Annotated in this window: 20 protein-coding genes; all 20 read right to left on the reverse strand. The window is 58.2% G+C overall.

Annotated elements, in window-relative coordinates:
• From QFI97_RS06290 to pduA, 20 genes are read right to left on the reverse strand one after another with little or no spacing between them, the layout of a single operon-like run.
• Entirely contained in the window at nt 1-1215 is a 1215-nt protein-coding gene (locus QFI97_RS06290; RefSeq protein ID WP_346430746.1) for an acetate/propionate family kinase, read from the reverse strand.
• Nucleotides 1200-1652, reverse strand: coding sequence for a propanediol utilization protein PduV (gene pduV, locus QFI97_RS06295; RefSeq protein WP_095098838.1), 453 nt, complete (start codon nt 1650-1652; stop codon nt 1200-1202). The genes QFI97_RS06290 and pduV overlap by 16 nt, the downstream gene beginning before the upstream one ends.
• Nucleotides 1653-1656: 4 nt before the next feature.
• Nucleotides 1657-2007, reverse strand: a complete 351-nt coding sequence (gene pduU, locus QFI97_RS06300) for a propanediol utilization microcompartment protein PduU (RefSeq protein ID WP_095098836.1) — start codon at nt 2005-2007, stop codon at nt 1657-1659.
• Nucleotides 2007-2561: a propanediol utilization microcompartment protein PduT gene (pduT, locus tag QFI97_RS06305; RefSeq protein ID WP_346430747.1), complete on the reverse strand. Its 555-nt coding sequence runs from the start codon at nt 2559-2561 to the stop codon at nt 2007-2009. Before pduT ends, pduU begins: the two co-directional genes overlap by 1 nt.
• Before the next feature lie 2 nt (nt 2562-2563).
• A complete protein-coding gene (locus QFI97_RS06310) occupies nt 2564-3919 on the reverse strand; it encodes a 4Fe-4S dicluster domain-containing protein (RefSeq protein ID WP_346430748.1) in 1356 nt (451 codons plus the stop codon).
• Nucleotides 3916-5028: a 1-propanol dehydrogenase PduQ gene (pduQ, locus tag QFI97_RS06315; RefSeq protein WP_095098826.1), complete on the reverse strand. Its 1113-nt coding sequence runs from the start codon at nt 5026-5028 to the stop codon at nt 3916-3918. Before pduQ ends, QFI97_RS06310 begins: the two co-directional genes overlap by 4 nt.
• A 12-nt stretch (nt 5029-5040) precedes the next feature.
• A complete protein-coding gene (gene pduP, locus QFI97_RS06320; RefSeq protein WP_346430749.1) occupies nt 5041-6432 on the reverse strand; it encodes a CoA-acylating propionaldehyde dehydrogenase PduP in 1392 nt (463 codons plus the stop codon).
• The gene (gene pduO, locus QFI97_RS06325; RefSeq protein WP_346430750.1) at nt 6429-7436 is read right to left on the reverse strand and encodes a two-domain cob(I)yrinic acid a,c-diamide adenosyltransferase PduO; all 1008 of its coding nucleotides are present in this window, start codon (nt 7434-7436) and stop codon (nt 6429-6431) included. Before pduO ends, pduP begins: the two co-directional genes overlap by 4 nt.
• Before the next feature lie 9 nt (nt 7437-7445).
• A complete protein-coding gene (gene pduN, locus QFI97_RS06330) occupies nt 7446-7721 on the reverse strand; it encodes a propanediol utilization microcompartment protein PduN (protein WP_095098816.1) in 276 nt (91 codons plus the stop codon).
• Nucleotides 7722-7724: 3 nt separating this feature from the next.
• Entirely contained in the window at nt 7725-8216 is a 492-nt protein-coding gene (gene pduM / locus QFI97_RS06335; protein WP_346430751.1) for a microcompartment protein PduM, read from the reverse strand.
• Nucleotides 8213-8845 (reverse strand): phosphate propanoyltransferase, encoded by a 633-nt coding sequence (locus QFI97_RS06340; RefSeq protein WP_346430752.1) that lies wholly within the window; start codon nt 8843-8845, stop codon nt 8213-8215. The genes pduM and QFI97_RS06340 overlap by 4 nt, the downstream gene beginning before the upstream one ends.
• Nucleotides 8845-9309 (reverse strand): BMC domain-containing protein, encoded by a 465-nt coding sequence (locus QFI97_RS06345; RefSeq protein ID WP_346430753.1) that lies wholly within the window; start codon nt 9307-9309, stop codon nt 8845-8847. Before QFI97_RS06345 ends, QFI97_RS06340 begins: the two co-directional genes overlap by 1 nt.
• 23 nt (nt 9310-9332) lie before the next feature.
• Nucleotides 9333-9608: a propanediol utilization microcompartment protein PduJ gene (gene pduJ / locus QFI97_RS06350; RefSeq protein WP_001057755.1), complete on the reverse strand. Its 276-nt coding sequence runs from the start codon at nt 9606-9608 to the stop codon at nt 9333-9335.
• Between the two features lie 19 nt (nt 9609-9627).
• The gene (locus QFI97_RS06355) at nt 9628-9978 is read right to left on the reverse strand and encodes a glycerol dehydratase reactivase beta/small subunit family protein (protein ID WP_095098804.1); all 351 of its coding nucleotides are present in this window, start codon (nt 9976-9978) and stop codon (nt 9628-9630) included.
• A complete protein-coding gene (locus QFI97_RS06360; RefSeq protein WP_095098801.1) occupies nt 9968-11800 on the reverse strand; it encodes a diol dehydratase reactivase subunit alpha in 1833 nt (610 codons plus the stop codon). The genes QFI97_RS06355 and QFI97_RS06360 overlap by 11 nt, the downstream gene beginning before the upstream one ends.
• A gap of 9 nt (nt 11801-11809) precedes the next feature.
• Nucleotides 11810-12325, reverse strand: coding sequence for a propanediol dehydratase small subunit PduE (gene pduE / locus QFI97_RS06365; RefSeq protein ID WP_095098799.1), 516 nt, complete (start codon nt 12323-12325; stop codon nt 11810-11812).
• Between the two features lie 14 nt (nt 12326-12339).
• Nucleotides 12340-13014, reverse strand: a complete 675-nt coding sequence (pduD, locus tag QFI97_RS06370; protein WP_346430754.1) for a propanediol dehydratase medium subunit PduD — start codon at nt 13012-13014, stop codon at nt 12340-12342.
• 10 nt (nt 13015-13024) lie between these two features.
• Nucleotides 13025-14689 (reverse strand): propanediol dehydratase large subunit PduC, encoded by a 1665-nt coding sequence (gene pduC / locus QFI97_RS06375; protein WP_095098795.1) that lies wholly within the window; start codon nt 14687-14689, stop codon nt 13025-13027.
• An 18-nt stretch (nt 14690-14707) separates the two neighbouring features.
• Nucleotides 14708-15520 carry a propanediol utilization microcompartment protein PduB gene (gene pduB / locus QFI97_RS06380; protein ID WP_095098793.1) on the reverse strand — a complete coding sequence of 271 codons (813 nt, stop codon included), beginning with the start codon at nt 15518-15520 and terminating at the stop codon, nt 14708-14710.
• Nucleotides 15517-15801: a propanediol utilization microcompartment protein PduA gene (gene pduA, locus QFI97_RS06385; protein WP_095098790.1), complete on the reverse strand. Its 285-nt coding sequence runs from the start codon at nt 15799-15801 to the stop codon at nt 15517-15519. Before pduA ends, pduB begins: the two co-directional genes overlap by 4 nt.
• Nucleotides 15802-16088: the final 287 nt, after the last annotated feature.

A 16088-nucleotide genomic window follows, 5' to 3' on the forward strand; every position in this document is an offset into this window, starting at 1 on the left:
TTACGCCGAAACGCACAGATCCGCCCGCGCGGAGAGGGCGATGCGCATAACGTCGCGGGCGATCATCAGCTCTTCATTTGTATTCACAATCGCCACTTTAACGACCGAGCCGTCGGCCTGGATAAAGGCCGCATTCTGCTGGTTTTTCTCGCTATCGATCGACAGGCCGAGAAAATGCAGGTTATGGCAGATTGCGGATCGCGCGCGCGCGGAGTTTTCGCCAATGCCGCCGGTAAAAATCAGCGCGTCCAGGCCGCTCATCTGCATAATGTAGCTGCCGATCGTCGCGCGGATCCGCTCGGCAAAAAGCGACAGGGCGAGAGCCGCCCGGTGATTGCCTGCATCTGCCGCCTGCTCGACGTCGCGGTAATCATGCGAAACGCCGGAGACGCCGAGCAGCCCGGACTCATTGTTTAACAGATGATTAAGCTGCTGGGGCGTTTTCCCCTCCCGCTGGGCAATCCACGGCAGGATTGATGGGTCAATATCGCCGCTGCGGGTCCCCATCATCACGCCGGACTGGGGCGTAAATCCCATTGAGGTATTGATAGAATGGCCGCCTTTAATCGCGCAAACGCTGCTGCCATTGCCCAGGTGGCAGCAGATCACCCGCAGCGCGCTGAGCGGAACGCCGAGCTGCTCTGCGAGCAGGGCGCTGACGTATTTGTGGCTGGTGCCGTGGAAACCATAGCGGCGGATACCAAGTTCACTGTAATAGCGCCAGGGAAGAGGGTAGAGATAGGCGCGCTCATCCAGCGTCTGGTGAAAGGCGGTATCAAACACTGCGACGGCGGGCGTGGTGGGCAACAGCTGGCGAAAGACGTTAATGCCGAGCGCATTGACCGGATTATGCAGCGGCGCCAGCTCCGCAAGGCGTTCAATTTCAGCCAGCGACCCCTCGGTAATCAGCGCGGAATCCTTAAAGTGCTCTCCACCGTGGGCGACGCGATGGCCGATACCGTCAATCTCATGCAGGCTGCCGATCACGCCGTAGCGGAGCAGCTTTTCCAGCAGCAGAGTCACGGCTTCACGATGATCGGCAACAGGGACCCTCTCCTGCCAGCCGTGGGCTGGCGTTTTTATCGTCACCCGGGCGTCCGCCATACCAATACGCTCTATCAATCCCTGGCAGAGCATTTCACCCTGAGGCATTGCCAGCAGCTGAAATTTTAGCGATGAGCTGCCGGCGTTAATGGCCATTATTTTGTGAGACATAGGGGTTCCTTCGCATTCAAAAAAGCCAGTACGGCGGTGAGTCCCGATTTATTGAGCGCGCTGGTAATAAAGATCCGCTGCGCGCCGGCTTGTTCAAGCCAGCCCTCAATCAGAGAAAGGCGCTGCGGGGGCGCTAAATCGGCCTTGGTCACCAGGCCGATGGTCGGGCGGTTCATCGGGGCGGTAAAACCGGGAGAAAACGGCGACCACTGCGCGTCGGCATTCAGCACCAGTGCGATAACGTCGGCTTCGCAGGCGCTGGCCAGCAGCGCGCTGTAAAGACAGCGGTTTTCGAGGTATTCACCCGGCGTGTCGATGGCCATCGGGGACCATTCAATCGCCTGCGTTTTTTTATAATGGAGCGCTTCGCCGCGCAGGCTTTGGGTCAAGGACGTCTTGCCGCACTGGCTGGGGCCGATAAGCATCAAACGTTTCATGAGCTTAGGTCCGTGTAATTGGGCAAGCGGTGAAGCGCATCATTTCGCCCAGCGTGCGTGTAACCTGCTTCAGCGCATATTCAACGGCGGAAACGTCCCCGGTAAGCACCACGGCGCCGGTAAAGCGATCGAGAAAGCCTATCTCTACCGCGCCCGATTTGGTGGCGATATCGCAGGCAATTATTGAGGCTTCACTGGGGGTAATGGTGAGAATGCCGATCGCCGATACCGCATTCTGCAAACCCAGCTTTTTGAACAGGTCCTGACCTGGATTAGCGATAAGGTGCGCCAGCGTGACCTGTTTACCCGGGACGTATTCCTGAATCATGCGATCTGTTGTTTGCTGCTTTTCCATTATCCCTCCACCATCTGTCGCCACATTGCCTCATGCGGGCGCGGAATCACCGAGCGGTAAACCAGCAGCCCCTTTTCACCCGCGCTTTCGCTACCCACAGCTACCGCATTGTTGACGTCTGAAATCTCACCCGCGACGACCATGTAGCACTTGCCGCCGATACCGAATGCCATATGCACGCGTACCAGCGTAACGTTCGAGGCTTTCACCGCCCGATCTGCCGCGCTAATGCAGGCTGCGACGCTCCAGGTTTCGACGATCCCGACGGCCTGGCGCTGGTCAACGCTATTCAGGCCGCTTATTGCCGGGAGAATATCGCGGTGAAGATTGGGCAGCACCAGACTGTCGACCAGCATTTCTCCGGCAAGCGAGGTGCCGGTTTCAATCGCCTGCTGTACCGCGCCGACGTCGCCGCCGAGCATCAACAGAAATTTACCCGGACAAATGGTCTTGCAGACCAGCAGGTCGACGTTCGCGCTTTTCAGCATCGCATCGCCGAGCTCCATTCCCCTGGCGATGCTGGTGAGTTCTAAAATACCGATAGCCTGAGACATAGTTAACCTCTTACAACCGTAATAGCCTGTTCGCTGATGGCCGAAACCGTGCCGTCAATGCTGGCGTGCACAGGGGCGCCCAGCGCGCCCGCTGGAATATCGGCGACGCATTGCCCGCGCACGACGGGTTGCCCTACTGCCACGCACGGCGCTGCGCTTGCGCCAATATGCTGGCGTAACAACAGCGTGACTTTTTCGGCAGAAGGTTCGCACCCGGACAGCGGCGCTTCCTGATACCAGGGGCTTAGCCCCAGTTTGGCGATCAGCCGCTTCACCGGCACCAGGCGATATTTCGCCATCTGGTCGGCCGGATGCAGCGGCCCTTCATAGCGCAGGTTTTTCGCCCGCAGCTCGCGCTTCAGCAGGCGATTAATGCGCATTGGCGAGATGCCTACCGGGCAGGCTACGCTTTCGCAGACGTTGCACTCCGAACAGGTGAGTGCGCTAAGCAGCAGCTGCGGCGTAGCGCCCTGCAGGTAGTTCACTGCCCGAACCAGCAAATGGGGCGAGAGTTCGTGGCCAATCAGGTGTCTTGGGCAGAGATCGGTGCACAGCCGACACTGTTCGCAGACGGTGCGGGCAACGGAAAGGACCGTGCGGTCGTCCTGCATCCGTCGCTGAATGAGAGGATGGCTTTTCGGTAGCACCAGCAGCCCACCGGTGGTTTTGGTCACCGGAGAGTCCAGCGATTTCACCAGACTTCCCATCATTGGCCCGCCGTTAATAAACCCCGGATTGTCGACGGTTGCCCCGCCGGCAAGGTTGAGGATTTCGCGTAACGACATGCCGATCGGCACGGTGAGCGTTTGCGCCCTGGCAACGGCGCCGTTGACGGTCAGCGTTCGGCGCGTTACCGGATACCGCAGCTCGACCGCTCTGGCAATATTGAGGACGGTTTGCACGTTATTAACGACCACGCCGACGCTGGCCGGCAGCGCGGCAGGCGCGACCCGGCGACCGGTAGCCAGCCAGATGGTCAGCACCTCATCGCCAGCCGGATAGACATCGGGCAGGATGTGGAGCCGGATACCTGCAGGCAGCAGCGGGGTTAGCGCATCGATGGCCCGGCGATATTTTTCTTTCAGGGCTATCACCCCTTCGCGCGCGCCGGTTGCCGTCATCGCGTACTGCACGCCGCGTACAAGACGCGAAGCCTGCTGCCACATCAGCTGCTGGTCAACCTTGAGCATGGGTTCGCACTCGGCGGCGTTAACCAGAAAGATCTCCACCTGCGCCTGGAGCTTGACGTGAACGGGAAACCCCGCGCCTCCCGCGCCAACCACGCCCGCAGCGCGAACGCGCTCACGAATTTCATCCGCGCTATGGGGCATTGCAACGGTGTTGGCGGCGGTACTCATAGCAGTTCCTCCAGCAGTTCCCGAATTTCCTCGGCGCTGGTCGGGCGCGGATTAGTGCGTAGCGTGACGTCAGCCAACGCGGCCCGCACCATTGCCGGAATGCGCGCTGAAAAGTCGGATCTTCCTTCTTTAAGCGCGACGGCCAATGAGGGGAGAGCGCAGCGCTGCTTGAGGCGTTCGATTTGCTGAATCAGCGCATTTATCGCCGTGACATCATTGGCCTCTGGCGGGCAAAAGCCGCAGGCTTTGGCCAGCCGCGCGTAGCGTTTGGCGGCACGTGGAACGCCGGCGTTAAAGCGGATAACCGGGGTTAACAGCAGCGCGTTGGCCAGACCGTGCGGCAGATGAAACTGCCCGCCGAGCTGGTGGGCTATTGCGTGGTTAAGCCCGAGCCCGGCCTGGCTGAACGCCATACCTGCGAGCGTTGAGGCGTTATGCATTTTTCCCCGCGTCGCCACGCAGTCACCTTTTTCCACCGCAGTGGGCAGATAGCGGAATACCAGTTTGGCGGCTTTTTCCGCCAGCGCATCGGTAAAGTCGCTGGCGTGCGGCGAAACCCAGGCTTCCAGCGCGTGGGTCAGCACGTCCATTCCGGTATTGGCCGTGATCTGCGGCGGGACGCTGACCACCAGCTCCGGATCGAGGATCGCCATATCCGGATACAGCGCATTGTTGAACAGCGGGTATTTGATGCCTTTATCAGGGTCGCTAATGACGCAGGCGCTGGTCACTTCTGAACCGGTACCGCTGGTGGTAGGAATGGCAACGCAGGTTTCAATTTCAATGCCGAACCGATGGCTGAACCAGACGATAGCCTTCGCCGCATCCAGCGCCGATCCGCCGCCAAACCCGATGACGACCTGGGGCTGCAGATCCTGCATTTGTGCAATCCCCTGGACGACGGTATCGATAGTAGGGTCCGGCGTTATCTCACTAAAAATAGTGATACGATTATCCGCCGGCAGCGCAGCGCGCAGCGTCCCGATGAGCGGCGAGCTCGCGAGGAAGCCATCGCAGATTATCCAGATATGCTTGTTGGTAAAGCGTCTGAGCACCTGCAGGCTCCCCTGACCGCTGTACAACCGGGTTTGTAGCGAAAAGGTCTTCATTACCCTACCTCGTTAGCGGATAGAAAAGCCGTTGGTCAGTACGCAGCGCCGGGAGCGAGCAAACGTTCGCGCTGAGGTGGTGCCTTCACCCGTTGGCGTAGCGATAGTAAAGGTCGTAAAGCCCTCGCCGCCGACCCCGATACCGGCATAGGACGGCCCATTTTTCACGAAGATGGAGGTCTGCAGCGTGCGGGCTGCGAGGTTCAGGCGTGAAACGTTTTGCGAGTGCATGATGGCGGTGTGGTGCAGGCCGTCTTCCACCTTCAGGGCCAGCGCCAGCGCGCTATCAAAATCGCTCACTTTGACAACGGGCAGCATCGGCATCAGCTGTTCGCTGGTGACCCACGGATCGTCGGCGCTGACGACGGCTATCAGCAGGCGAGGTTGTTTTGCCGGCGCGCTAATGCCGGCCGCCGTCAGCAGAGCTGCCGGGCTTTTTCCGACCAGCTTTTTATTCGCCTGTCCTTCCGGCAGGCAGACGGCGCGGAGCCTGTCGACCTCTGCGGTGGTTAGCAGCAAGGCGCCAAATGCCTGCATTTGCTGTACCAGACTATCGGCGACGCTCTCTACCACAATCAGGCTCTTCTCGGCAATGCACGGCAGGTTGTAATCGAACGCCGCGCCGTTGATGATATCTTCGGCGGCTTTGACTAAATCAGCGGTTTCGTCAACGATACAGGGCGGGTTACCAGCTCCGGCGCCCACGACTTTTTTCCCGCTTTTCATTCCCATAGCGACAATTCCCGGACCACCGGTAATAGCCAGTACGGCAATCTTTGGATGGGCCATCATCTGCTGGGTGGCTTCAAACGTTGGCTCCGCGGCGGTGACCACCAGGTTACGGATACCGCAGCAGCGGAAGGCGATCTCTTCAATCATGCTGATGAGCTTCAGAGAGACGGTTTTTGCTCCCGGGTGTGGGCTAAAATAAACGCTGTTGCCCGCCGCCAGCATGCTGATGCTGTTGTTGATGATCGTTTCCGTCGGGTTAGTGCTCGGCGTAACGGAGCCGATAACGCCAAACGGTGAATATTCAAAAAGCACCATCCCGCCATCGCCGGTGAGCGCGGTAGTGGTTAAATCCTCGATTCCCGGCGTGTTGTCCAGCGCTGCCTTATTCTTGAGGAACTTATCCTCTTTATTGCCCATTCCCGTTTCTGCCGCGCTTTCGGCGGCAAGGGGAGAAAGATGGGGCGTCAGCTCCAGGCGCAGGGCGCTGATAATGGCGCTGCGAGTTTTGAGCGGACACTGCTGGTAGCGTAAGAAAGCCTGGTGTGCGGCATCAACCGCTGCGTTGACGGACTGAAAGACGCCGCTGCCCTGCGGTTGATGAGGCGCTTGTGCCGGGGCCAGCTGCTCGCTCAAAATGGTGCGGATAAGGGTTTCGAGTTCACAAGTATTCATTGATTAGTTCCCACGTTAATAGCCGCTATGGCGGCCTGTGCAATATCCATGTCCTGTTCAACGCTGCCGCCGCTGATACCCAGGCCGCCAATCAACTGGCCTTCACGCCACAAGGGGTATCCGCCGCCAAAGGTGACGACCTTTCCCTGCATCTGGCTCTCCAGACCATAAAGCGGCGCGCCGGGCTGCACCGCGCTTGAAAGCAGGTGAGTGGCTGTTTTCATCGCCACCGCGGTCCAGGCTTTCTTTGGCGCCAGCTCGCTGCTGACCAGCAGAGCGTCAGGCATCCGCCAAATCACCGTTTGCGTGCCGTGCGCGTCGACGATGCCGATCGCTACCGGCACCTCAAGCTGCCGGGCGCGCTCAACGGCGGACCGCGTAAGCTGATGGAGATCGTTGAATGAGAGGGCCATAAGAGTCTCCTTGCTGCGGGGGGGCTGGCTGGCAGCCAGATAGCGCGCGCTGATTTCACTTATGATGCTGTTGCGATGCGCAACGCTATCTTCGGCACGAGCCAGCGCGTACAGGCAGTCCGATAGCCGGTTGAGGTAGCGCATCAATACCTGGCGAACGTTAACTTCTCCCGCCAGCTCAACCAGGCGACGTTCGGCCCGACGGGCCAGCGCACGGGCAAAATGTAGGCGGCTCGCGGCTTCGCTGCGTCCGGGTAAAATAAAACTGTGAAGCGGTTCGACGCGGTCCATCGCCCGATCGATTGCGGCCTCAAGCGCGGAGATCTCTTCGCTGCTGATGTAGCGCTGCTTTGGTGACGGCTGCTCGCTGTCGCTGGCCAGCTCGGCGCTAAACCAGAAAATCTGCTGCTGGATGGCCTCAAGTAAGGTGCGATGGTTTTCATCCGCGGCGGCGCAGGTACACAGGCTCAGCGCCGCATTCAGCTCGTCCAGCGTGCCGTAGGCTTCAACGCGTGGGTGGGTTTTGCTCACGCGCTGGCCGGTATATAGTGAGGTGGTGCCTGCGTCACCCGTTCGGGTATAAATCGCCATAACTTCCCCTTAACGCGAAAGCGTATCGACAATGCCAACCACGGCGAGGTCAATGGCCTCATTCGGCCCGGAAAAAACATGTCTGGCGCTGGAGCCGCTGCTGAGCAGCACCAGTTCACCGACGCCTGCGCCTACGGAGTCAACGGCAACCTCATCGCCTGACGTCGGCGATGCGGGAAGTTCGCCATCGGCGCTGACCCGACGGACCAGCAGCAGCTTTTTCCCTATCAGGGAGGGCGATTTTTGCGTGGAGACAACCGCGCCCGTGACTCGTGCCAGATGCATGATTTACTCCTGCTTGATTAATTGAATATTGCGCTCGCTCGCTGCCTCCCGCGCCAGAGCGGTAACCACGCACCGGCGGTGGAGGACCACGCGCCCGGCGTCCCGACCGGCGACATCGCGATAGCTGAGCACCGGGGCGGCATGCAGAACGAGCGGCTGCCCATGCTCGTCGGTAAACGTCACCGGTAGACGGGCCAGTTTTTTTAGTGGCATAGCCTGCAGCAGACCGCTATGCAGGGCGAGCTCGACGTGGATACCCAAAGCAATGGCGTGATGAATGATCGCGACCCCCGGATCTGCGGTTTCCCTTTGTACAAGCCGGCCCAGCAGGGGAAGGTCGATGAGCACAATGCGCAGCGAAGCGTACTGACAGCACAGGCTCAGGCCGTCCATCTGGCGAAGCTGCGCCACGCTCAACGTGGCCGTGCTGCGGGCGCGCTGCTGCAGCCGGGAGACGACCTCCTCAATAACTCGCCGCAGGGTTTCGCCGTTCATCGCGAACTTACCAGCCTGGCGAAGGCTTGCGGGTTATCGGCACCTGCGGCGTTGGCTTCGTCGGTATCAATATGCATTTCGAGGCGCATTTCCGCCGCCACGCGTACGGCGACGTTGTCGAAGATCAGCCGACGGTCGTTACCTTCAATCGCCACGGAGACCCGGTCGCCGTGGGCTACGCGAAGGATCAGCGCATCAAGGGGCGACATATGAATATGCCGCTGGGCGACGATAACCCCGGAGGGTAAATCCAGTTCGGCAAACGGGCTGACCAGGCGGATGCCGGGCGTCCCCTGCAGGTTACCGGACATTCTTAACGGCGCCGTAATCCCCAGCGTGCGGGCATCCGTGCGCGATATTTCTACCTGACTTGCTGAGCGCAGCGGCCCCAGCAGGCGCACGTTATTTAGCTGGCCCTTCGGACCAACCAGGGTGACGGTCTGCTCGGCGGCATACTGTCCTGGCTGCAGCAGCGCTTTTTTCTCCGCAATCGGGTGGCCGGGGAAAAGCCTCGCGTAATCCTGTGCGGACAGATGGATATGGCGGTTCGAGACGCCCAGAGGAATCGGGCGCTCGCGCATCTCATCGAGAACTTTGCTCACCGTCGAGGCCAGCAGCTGTTTATCCATTACTCTTCACCCCGCTTACCTGAATGCAGGCAGAGTGAACGAGGATCGCCCTTCTGGCGCCGGCATTGTGGGTCCAGACACAGGTTGCAACTGACCCGTTCGGCGGTCGACGACTCTTCATCTGCCGGCGCTTCTGCAACGATGACGTCAGCCGTATCGGGTTCATCGGATTCAGGCGGCATAACGGAGGAGAGAGGGGAGTCCGTAGGCAGGATCCCTTCTCCGGGTCTGGCGATAATCTTGTGGGCAACCAGACCGCTATGCCGTTCGGCAAACTGTTTACCGGTCATGATGGCCGCCTGCACGGAGGCCACATCCCCGGTAATTTTGATAACTATCCAGCCTGACCCATTGGTTTTTTCGAGGGCGACCAGCGTGATAGCAGCGGATTTCGCCATGATATCGGTGCAGCTGATAGCCAGTGCCAGACCACAAACTTCGAGTAATCCCAGTGATTGCTTCACGCGGTGTTCCTTATTGGCTTCGATCAGGCTGATTTCGGTAAAATGGCCTCAACGTCGCTGTGCGGCCGTGGAATAACGTGGCAGGACTTCACTTCGCCAACCACGCTTGCCGCCGCGCTGCCCGCATCGACGGCTGCTTTTACCGCGCCGACATCACCGCGCACCATCACGGTAACAAGGCCGGAGCCAATTTTTTCGTAGCCAACCAGCTGCACGTTGGCGGATTTCACCATCGCGTCAGCAGCTTCAATGGCACCCACTAACCCTTTTGTTTCAACCAGTCCCAGTGCGTTGTTCATACTACGGTTCTCCTGTTGCTTAGCTATTTAGATCCCGAAAAGGGATCCCTTTGACAAGCCGTGCCGCGTTGTTACCTGTACTGCGTTGGGCCTGACTGTCCTGATGGCGCATCAGCGTAAAAAGCGGCGCGGATGCGGATAAATTCTTGTAGTGCACGACCAGCGTGCGTTGGTCGCAGGCGATGCCAACCAGCAGCGGCGAGCTTCGCGCCGCCTGCCATGCGCAGCTGGTTACGTCCCCGGCCGATTGCTGCTGAAGCAGGAATGGAATGCCTTCCTCTTCAATACCCAGCAGCACTTCGCGCCAGAGGTTGATGCAGTCGGCCAGGGCGATAATGATGATTGCCGGCGCGGTGTGGTTACTCTCCATGCGCAACCTCCTTGTACCAGGAGAGGATCAGCCCGGTAGCCACCGCGTTTCTTGGGCCTTCGCTACCGCGAATATTTCCCCGTCCGGCGACCAGCCGGTAGTGGGCCAGCGCATCGGTAACGAGCTGAGGAACTTCAAAATCAAGGGCTGACCCGCCCACTAACACCACAAAAGGAATGTCGCGAATGTTGCCGGTAGGGCTGACCTGACGCAGCGCGCGCAGCGCATTGGTAACAAAAACACGCTCTTTGGCGCTACGGCGAATGGCGCGCACTTTTTCCAGCGCTAAATCGCCGGGAAGAGGCAGCAGTTCATCGGGTTTCACCACGCAGACGCGTGCAAAAACGCCAGCAGGGAGCGGTGTCGGGAAAAACTGGACGCTGCCGTCTTCATGGCGCAGATGGAAAAGGCTTTCAACTTTGGCTAACGGGTATTTTTTAATCTCTTCTGCCAGGTAGCGGTCGCTAAGCCCGAGCTCACGGGCAATAATCATCGTGACCATATCCCCGGCGCCCGCCAGATGGGTTGCGACGATCTCGCCTTGAGGGTTGATGATTGAAGCATCCGTTGAGCCGGCGCCGAGATCGAGAATCGCCAGCGGGCGCGTCGTACCCGGCGTGGTTAGCGCACCTAAAATGGCTGCTTCCGCTTCGGCGCCGCCAACCTGGACGTCAATGCTGAGCTTGTGCTTTATTTCCTGGGCAATCATCGCCATTTGCAGGCGGTCTGATTTCACCATTGAGGCAATGCCTACGGCCTGCTCCAGCGAGAACTCGCCGGCAAGCCCGCCGGTCACGCTAACCGGCACGGAGGTATCGACGGCCAGCAGATCCTGAATAAAGATTTCGCTGCTCGGTTTGTTCGTCAGGACGGCCATCGTCTGACGAACATTCTCCAGCATGCCGCCAATGTTGGTTCCTGCCTCCCCGATGACGTTATCCAGCCGGCTGCAGGCGGAAACTGCTTTCATGATGGTTTCCGCTCCGGCGGCGACATCGACGCGCACGGTTTTTCCCTGCGCAAGCAGCTCAATATTTCCGGCCGGGATAGCGCGGGCTTTGACGTCTCCGGAGGGCGTTTTAACCACCACGGCGGAACGGTTGCCTATGAGCGCGCGGGCCATTGGCACGATGTTTTTTGTCTCATCGGCAGTGAGATTAAACACGGTGGCGATGCCGTAAGGGTTGGAGAGTGTTTCAATAACCTTCCCCGGAACGGCAACTTCAATCGCCGCCAGCATCCCCAGCGGAATACGGTCGATGTGGCGCACTTCATCGATAACCGGCGCTATTTTTTCCAGCCGGTTGCTAACCAGCACACCATCGTCACGCTGCAGAATGACGCCGGTAATCCGATATCCGGCGCGTACCGCAGCGTTAATCATGGTCGCGACATCGGCGAAATCGAAGGCTGATGAAACGACCAGGATATAGGGGCTATCCGCCGGGCGCGTCAGCAGCTCCTCTGGGGTAATCGTCAGCCCAACGCCGATACCCACTCCGCCCGGCGTTTTCGGGTTATGGCCGATCATGGTCGATTCGGTAATGATGGTTTCGGTAATGGTCTCCATGGCGACATCGCCAATAACCGGCGTGGCCTCGTTGATACGAATGAGCGAAATATCGCTGACATTGATCCCTGCGCGTCTTGCCGCGAGGGAGAGCGCTTCCTGAATGCCAAACACGTTACGCAACGTGCCTTTGATTCCGGTCGTCTCCGCCAGCGCGCTGTGGGTCATCGTCAGCACGCCAGCCTCATCAAGTCGCGCCAGCGCGACTTCTGTCGATGAGTTCCCAATATCAATGCCAGCTATATATCTCATCCCGGCTCCTTAATCGTCGCCTTTGAGCTTTTTACGCTCGACGTACAGCACCGCTGCTTCACGAACGAAAGCTGCGCAAATCTTTGCCTGATAACGGCTTTCGAGATCGTCAGCAATAGCCACCAGCTCTTCTTTCGTTGAGCGGTACGGACGAAGAGCGTTATAGATTTCAAGAATGCGGTCATCCGGTACGGCGGTCAGTTCGGCGGCTCGCTCAAAGTTCATCGCCAGCCTGTCGCGGCCCGCATCTTTAGCAATCGACGCCTGTAGACGCAGGGTTTCCGGGGTAATTCGCATATCCTGAGCGGTGACTTTGTTACTCAGTACGTTTTCCAGGGTGAAGTCATCCAGCGTTTTGCCGGTGGCGGTTTTAACCCATTCAGGGTGCTTATTGGCTAGCGGATAGTCGCTCACCTTAGCCTGGCCAGGGGCGCCGCTGCTTGCCGTCGCGGGGGCGTCATCCTGCAGGCTATTCATGCGGCTTAAAACGTCCCGGACCATTGATTCAATTGCTTCGGTATTCATGGGGTTATCCTTTATCAGAGCGCCACGCGCAGTTCCTGCGGGTTTTTGCCTGTCACGACGTATTTGGTCTCTTTAATGTGCAAAATGGCCGACTTCGCCTGGTATTTTGGGCGGGCCATCTGGTCATTTAGCGTCGGGACCGGCTGCGGCGACTCGCGCTTCGCATAGCGCGCGGCGTTTTTACCAATCTGGCGATAGGTTTCCAGCGTCAGAAGCGGAGCCTGGGGGAACAGCTCGAGGTTGGAGAGCGGCGGCAACCCCTGCTGGTGGATAACCGTGGTGCCTTTTGACTGGATACCGATGGAGATTCCTGAGCCGCTCAGCCGGTTGCCTTCAACGGCGACGAACGCCACGTCCGAGGATTTGAAGCAGCGAATTACGCGCGCTTTGATCCCCTCTTCTTCAATACCGGCGATCACTTCACGCAGGATGTTTTTATGCGGTATGCCGACGATATTAACGGTCTGAGACAGGCCGAATGCCGGACCAACGGCGATAATCACTTCGTCCTGCTGCGTGCCCTGGCGGGCTTCTCCAGCTTCTGTCAGAAAGCTGTCGCCAGCGAGCGTTGCGGCCTGTTGGACGGCAGATGCTGCCGGCGCATTAAATGAGACCGGTTTATCGCTGCTCTTCATTTCACTGAGCACATCTTCAATTATCTGGCGCAGCAATTTTTCATTAATTTCCATTTCTCACCCCTTAACCGAGCTCGTTAGGATCAAGTGCGCCAGGGATGTTTTTAATCTCTTCCCAGCGTTCACCCTGCAGGCGATAGCCCGTTGCCGGACCGGCATAATCATTGACGTCATTCACGGCCGAAAGCACCTGTCCGTCGCCGACGATAATGGCCGAGGTATGCAGGTAGTCGCCGGTCAGCTTGGCTTTCTGGATATTGAGCATGTCCTGCGCAACATCGGTAAACCCACCCTGAGCGAGGGCCTTTACCACCTCCAGGCCATTACGGTTCTTATTGATGATTTCCTGGGCGAACTTGATGTCTTCGACGATATTGCGCTCTGGCATATCTTTCGAGCCGTGGGCGTAGGTCGCGGCTTCGACCTCTTCATCGGTAATCGGCGGCAGGCCCATTCCGGCAAATACGGCCTGCAGAGCGCGGGCGGCTTTATTCCGAATTGCGATAACGTCCTCTTCACGAACCGGGCGCAGACCGCCGTCCACTTTCAGGTCACGCTGGATAACGTTGTAGTCGTCAAAATCTTCCGCATCTTCGTTGGAACCGGCGAACATGTTGTCGTAGTTCGGCACCGCGGAATAACCCGAAGAGATAAAGTCGGTGCCCGGCAGGAACTGCATCAGCAGACGCGCGGTGCGGCGCATATCGGAGTGGGTGAAGGTCTGGTCATTGCTGGAGGCGCATTCCAGATCCAGCGCTGAGCAGATCAGGTTTTCCGCCAGTACCGCACGAATACCCGAGGGCACCGCAGAGGGAACGCCGATGCAGCTTACGGAGCCGTTTTGCAGACCCTGCACGCCAGCGGCTTTGGTGATGTAGATGCAGCGAGCTTCCAGATAGAGCATCGATTTACCTTCGGCATAGCCCATTTGAACTTCTGAACCAGAGCCTGAGGTGAAGCGCATTTTTAAACCGCGCGATGCGTAAGACGAGGCGAGAAAGCCTTTCGACCACGGGGTGTCGTCACCGTCGGTGAAGACGGGCTCAGTCCCGTAGACCGAAATGGTTTCGGCGTAGCAGGTGTGGCCCAGCATGCCGAGCTTGAGTTCGGTGGCTTCTTCCAAAGAGCATTGGGTCAACACGCCGGGACGGCCAACCTGTGAGCCAACCAGCAGGGCAATCGCATTAAACGGCGCGTATCTGGCAACGGCGACGGTCGTTTCCTGCTCATCAAACCCGCGCCATGCGCCTTCGGCTGCGTCGGCGGCAATTTGTACCGGGTTATCTTTGACGTTAGTGACATGCGCCTGCTGCGACGGCGTACGACGAGCGCGCATTTTCTGCATCGCCATCATCATCTCAACGACGTTCATATGCGACACGACTTCGACAATTTTTGCCGGGGTCATGGCCGTCGTCAGGGGGACAATATTGCTGCGCTTAACGTTAGGATCGCACAGCATGTTGGCAAGCCTGACCGAGTCCATCGCCATAACTTCTTCGGCACGGTTCAGGTTGATGCCGTAGCGGGCAATAAAATGGTCGATCAGGTCAAATTCGCTGACCGGTTTCCCGTCCAGCTCGGTCACCGCGCCGTTAGCGATTTTAATGGAGGGTTTTGGGTCGTTCGGGCTTTCCATCGCGATAAAGCCTTCTTCGATCCACTCCTTAACGAAGCCGTCCTGATTCACCGGGCGTTTCGCGAGTGCTTCAAATCTTTTCGATCTCATGAGTCAGCCTCGTGGGTATCAAATGTAGGACGGGCGATCGTTTTTCGGTTCGCAACCGAGGGTCGCCAGGACGGTTTTGCCGATTTCCCGGGCGGAGATAACCGCCTGGCGTACCGCCCCCGAGTCGCCGGAAATGACCAGAATGGCTTCGTTGCTAAAGCTGGTGCCATGCGCCGGCGAGCTATAGGCGACAACCTCGACGTTGGCCGACTTAAGCGCGGTATCCGCCATTAGCACCCCAACGGAAGCGGGTGCGCCGACGATAATGCCGCAGGCCCGGCCGATGGGGGCGCCGAAGGCTTTTTCGAGGGCGTAGCTGGCGCGAGCGGTGTACTGGAGCTCGATGTGGCCCGCCTCGTTGGCGTAAACGTCGCCGAAGGTGCGGTCGAGCTCTTTCAGCGCGACTTCGATCCCGCGTTTGACGTCGGAAACGTCGTTACCGCCTAAAATAATCAGCGAACCGTGGCCCGCTCCCCCTTTGGTATCGCGGGGGAGTTCGATGCTGACCACTTCGGTGTTAGTGGCTTTAACCGCTTCGTCTGCGGCCATAATGTGCGGGCCCGCGCCGGTTCGCGCGCCGAGAATGCCAATGGAGCGATAGCGTTTCTCAAGCTTCATCGCTTCCAGCAGGGCGCTATCGACGTTGGCGATAACCAGACCCAGGGTGTCGCCAATGGCGGTCCCGACAAACTCCGTTAAACTGCAGCTTTTCTCTGCCATAGCCGTCTCTCGTATTGGATGGGTTTCAGTAGGGATGACCTGCCGTTCCGGCGCTGCCACTCGGGCAATCACCTGCGCCATGATCTGTTCCACCAGCTCATTGCTGCTCATTGGCTAATTCCCTTCGGTAAGATTTTTTCTACATCTGAGTGGGGGCGGGGGATGACGTGTACGGCTTTCACTTCACCCACGTGGCGTGCGGCTGCGGCACCGGCATCGGTGGCGGCTTTTACCGCACCGACGTCGCCGCGCACGATGACCGTCACCAGCCCGGAGCCAATTTTTTCGTAGCCTACCAGCACCACGTTGGCTGATTTCACCATTGCGTCAGCGGCCTCTATGGCTGCGGTTAAGCCCTTGGTTTCTACCATTCCTAATGCTTCTTGTTGCATAAAGACCTCGCCTGGATTGTTCCAATGCTGATGACTATAAAAAGAAGCAAGGAAAAAGAATGGCTGACTTGAATTTTAAAACGGGGAAATAGTTGTCTTATAATAATAAAAAAACAGATGAATTAATTTTAATGTGTTGTTTTTATTGTCTTTTATTTTTATTTGTTATGTGATTATTTTGTTTTTTATATTCCAGTTTTACATTTTAATAGATGACAGATTAATTGTTGTTTGCTATGTGGCGGAATGCATATGTGATACCGGTTTGAAAAATGACATTCAGGAAT

The organism is Klebsiella scottii, from assembly GCF_036561945.1.
GTDB lineage: Bacteria > Pseudomonadota > Gammaproteobacteria > Enterobacterales > Enterobacteriaceae > Klebsiella > Klebsiella scottii.

Excerpts from the sequence above, each read along its gene's own strand:
- pduT (WP_346430747.1), bottom strand. The coding sequence starts at position 2,561 with ATGTCTCAGGCTATCGGTATTTTAGAACTCACCAGCATCGCCAGGGGA.
- QFI97_RS06310 (WP_346430748.1), bottom strand. The coding sequence starts at position 3,919 with ATGAGTACCGCCGCCAACACCGTTGCAATGCCCCATAGCGCGGATGAA.
- pduD (WP_346430754.1), bottom strand. The coding sequence starts at position 13,014 with ATGGAAATTAATGAAAAATTGCTGCGCCAGATAATTGAAGATGTGCTC.
- QFI97_RS06290 (WP_346430746.1), bottom strand. The coding sequence starts at position 1,215 with ATGTCTCACAAAATAATGGCCATTAACGCCGGCAGCTCATCGCTAAAA.
- pduV (WP_095098838.1), bottom strand. The coding sequence starts at position 1,652 with ATGAAACGTTTGATGCTTATCGGCCCCAGCCAGTGCGGCAAGACGTCC.
- pduJ (WP_001057755.1), bottom strand. The coding sequence starts at position 9,608 with ATGAACAACGCACTGGGACTGGTTGAAACAAAAGGGTTAGTGGGTGCC.
- pduN (WP_095098816.1), bottom strand. The coding sequence starts at position 7,721 with ATGCATCTGGCACGAGTCACGGGCGCGGTTGTCTCCACGCAAAAATCG.
- pduE (WP_095098799.1), bottom strand. The coding sequence starts at position 12,325 with ATGAATACCGAAGCAATTGAATCAATGGTCCGGGACGTTTTAAGCCGC.
- pduM (WP_346430751.1), bottom strand. The coding sequence starts at position 8,216 with ATGAACGGCGAAACCCTGCGGCGAGTTATTGAGGAGGTCGTCTCCCGG.
- pduP (WP_346430749.1), bottom strand. The coding sequence starts at position 6,432 with ATGAATACTTGTGAACTCGAAACCCTTATCCGCACCATTTTGAGCGAG.
- pduO (WP_346430750.1), bottom strand. The coding sequence starts at position 7,436 with ATGGCGATTTATACCCGAACGGGTGACGCAGGCACCACCTCACTATAT.
- pduC (WP_095098795.1), bottom strand. The coding sequence starts at position 14,689 with ATGAGATCGAAAAGATTTGAAGCACTCGCGAAACGCCCGGTGAATCAG.
- pduB (WP_095098793.1), bottom strand. The coding sequence starts at position 15,520 with ATGAGCAGCAATGAGCTGGTGGAACAGATCATGGCGCAGGTGATTGCC.
- pduA (WP_095098790.1), bottom strand. The coding sequence starts at position 15,801 with ATGCAACAAGAAGCATTAGGAATGGTAGAAACCAAGGGCTTAACCGCA.
- QFI97_RS06355 (WP_095098804.1), bottom strand. The coding sequence starts at position 9,978 with ATGGAGAGTAACCACACCGCGCCGGCAATCATCATTATCGCCCTGGCC.
- pduU (WP_095098836.1), bottom strand. The coding sequence starts at position 2,007 with ATGGAAAAGCAGCAAACAACAGATCGCATGATTCAGGAATACGTCCCG.
- QFI97_RS06360 (WP_095098801.1), bottom strand. The coding sequence starts at position 11,800 with ATGAGATATATAGCTGGCATTGATATTGGGAACTCATCGACAGAAGTC.
- pduQ (WP_095098826.1), bottom strand. The coding sequence starts at position 5,028 with ATGAAGACCTTTTCGCTACAAACCCGGTTGTACAGCGGTCAGGGGAGC.
- QFI97_RS06340 (WP_346430752.1), bottom strand. The coding sequence starts at position 8,845 with ATGGATAAACAGCTGCTGGCCTCGACGGTGAGCAAAGTTCTCGATGAG.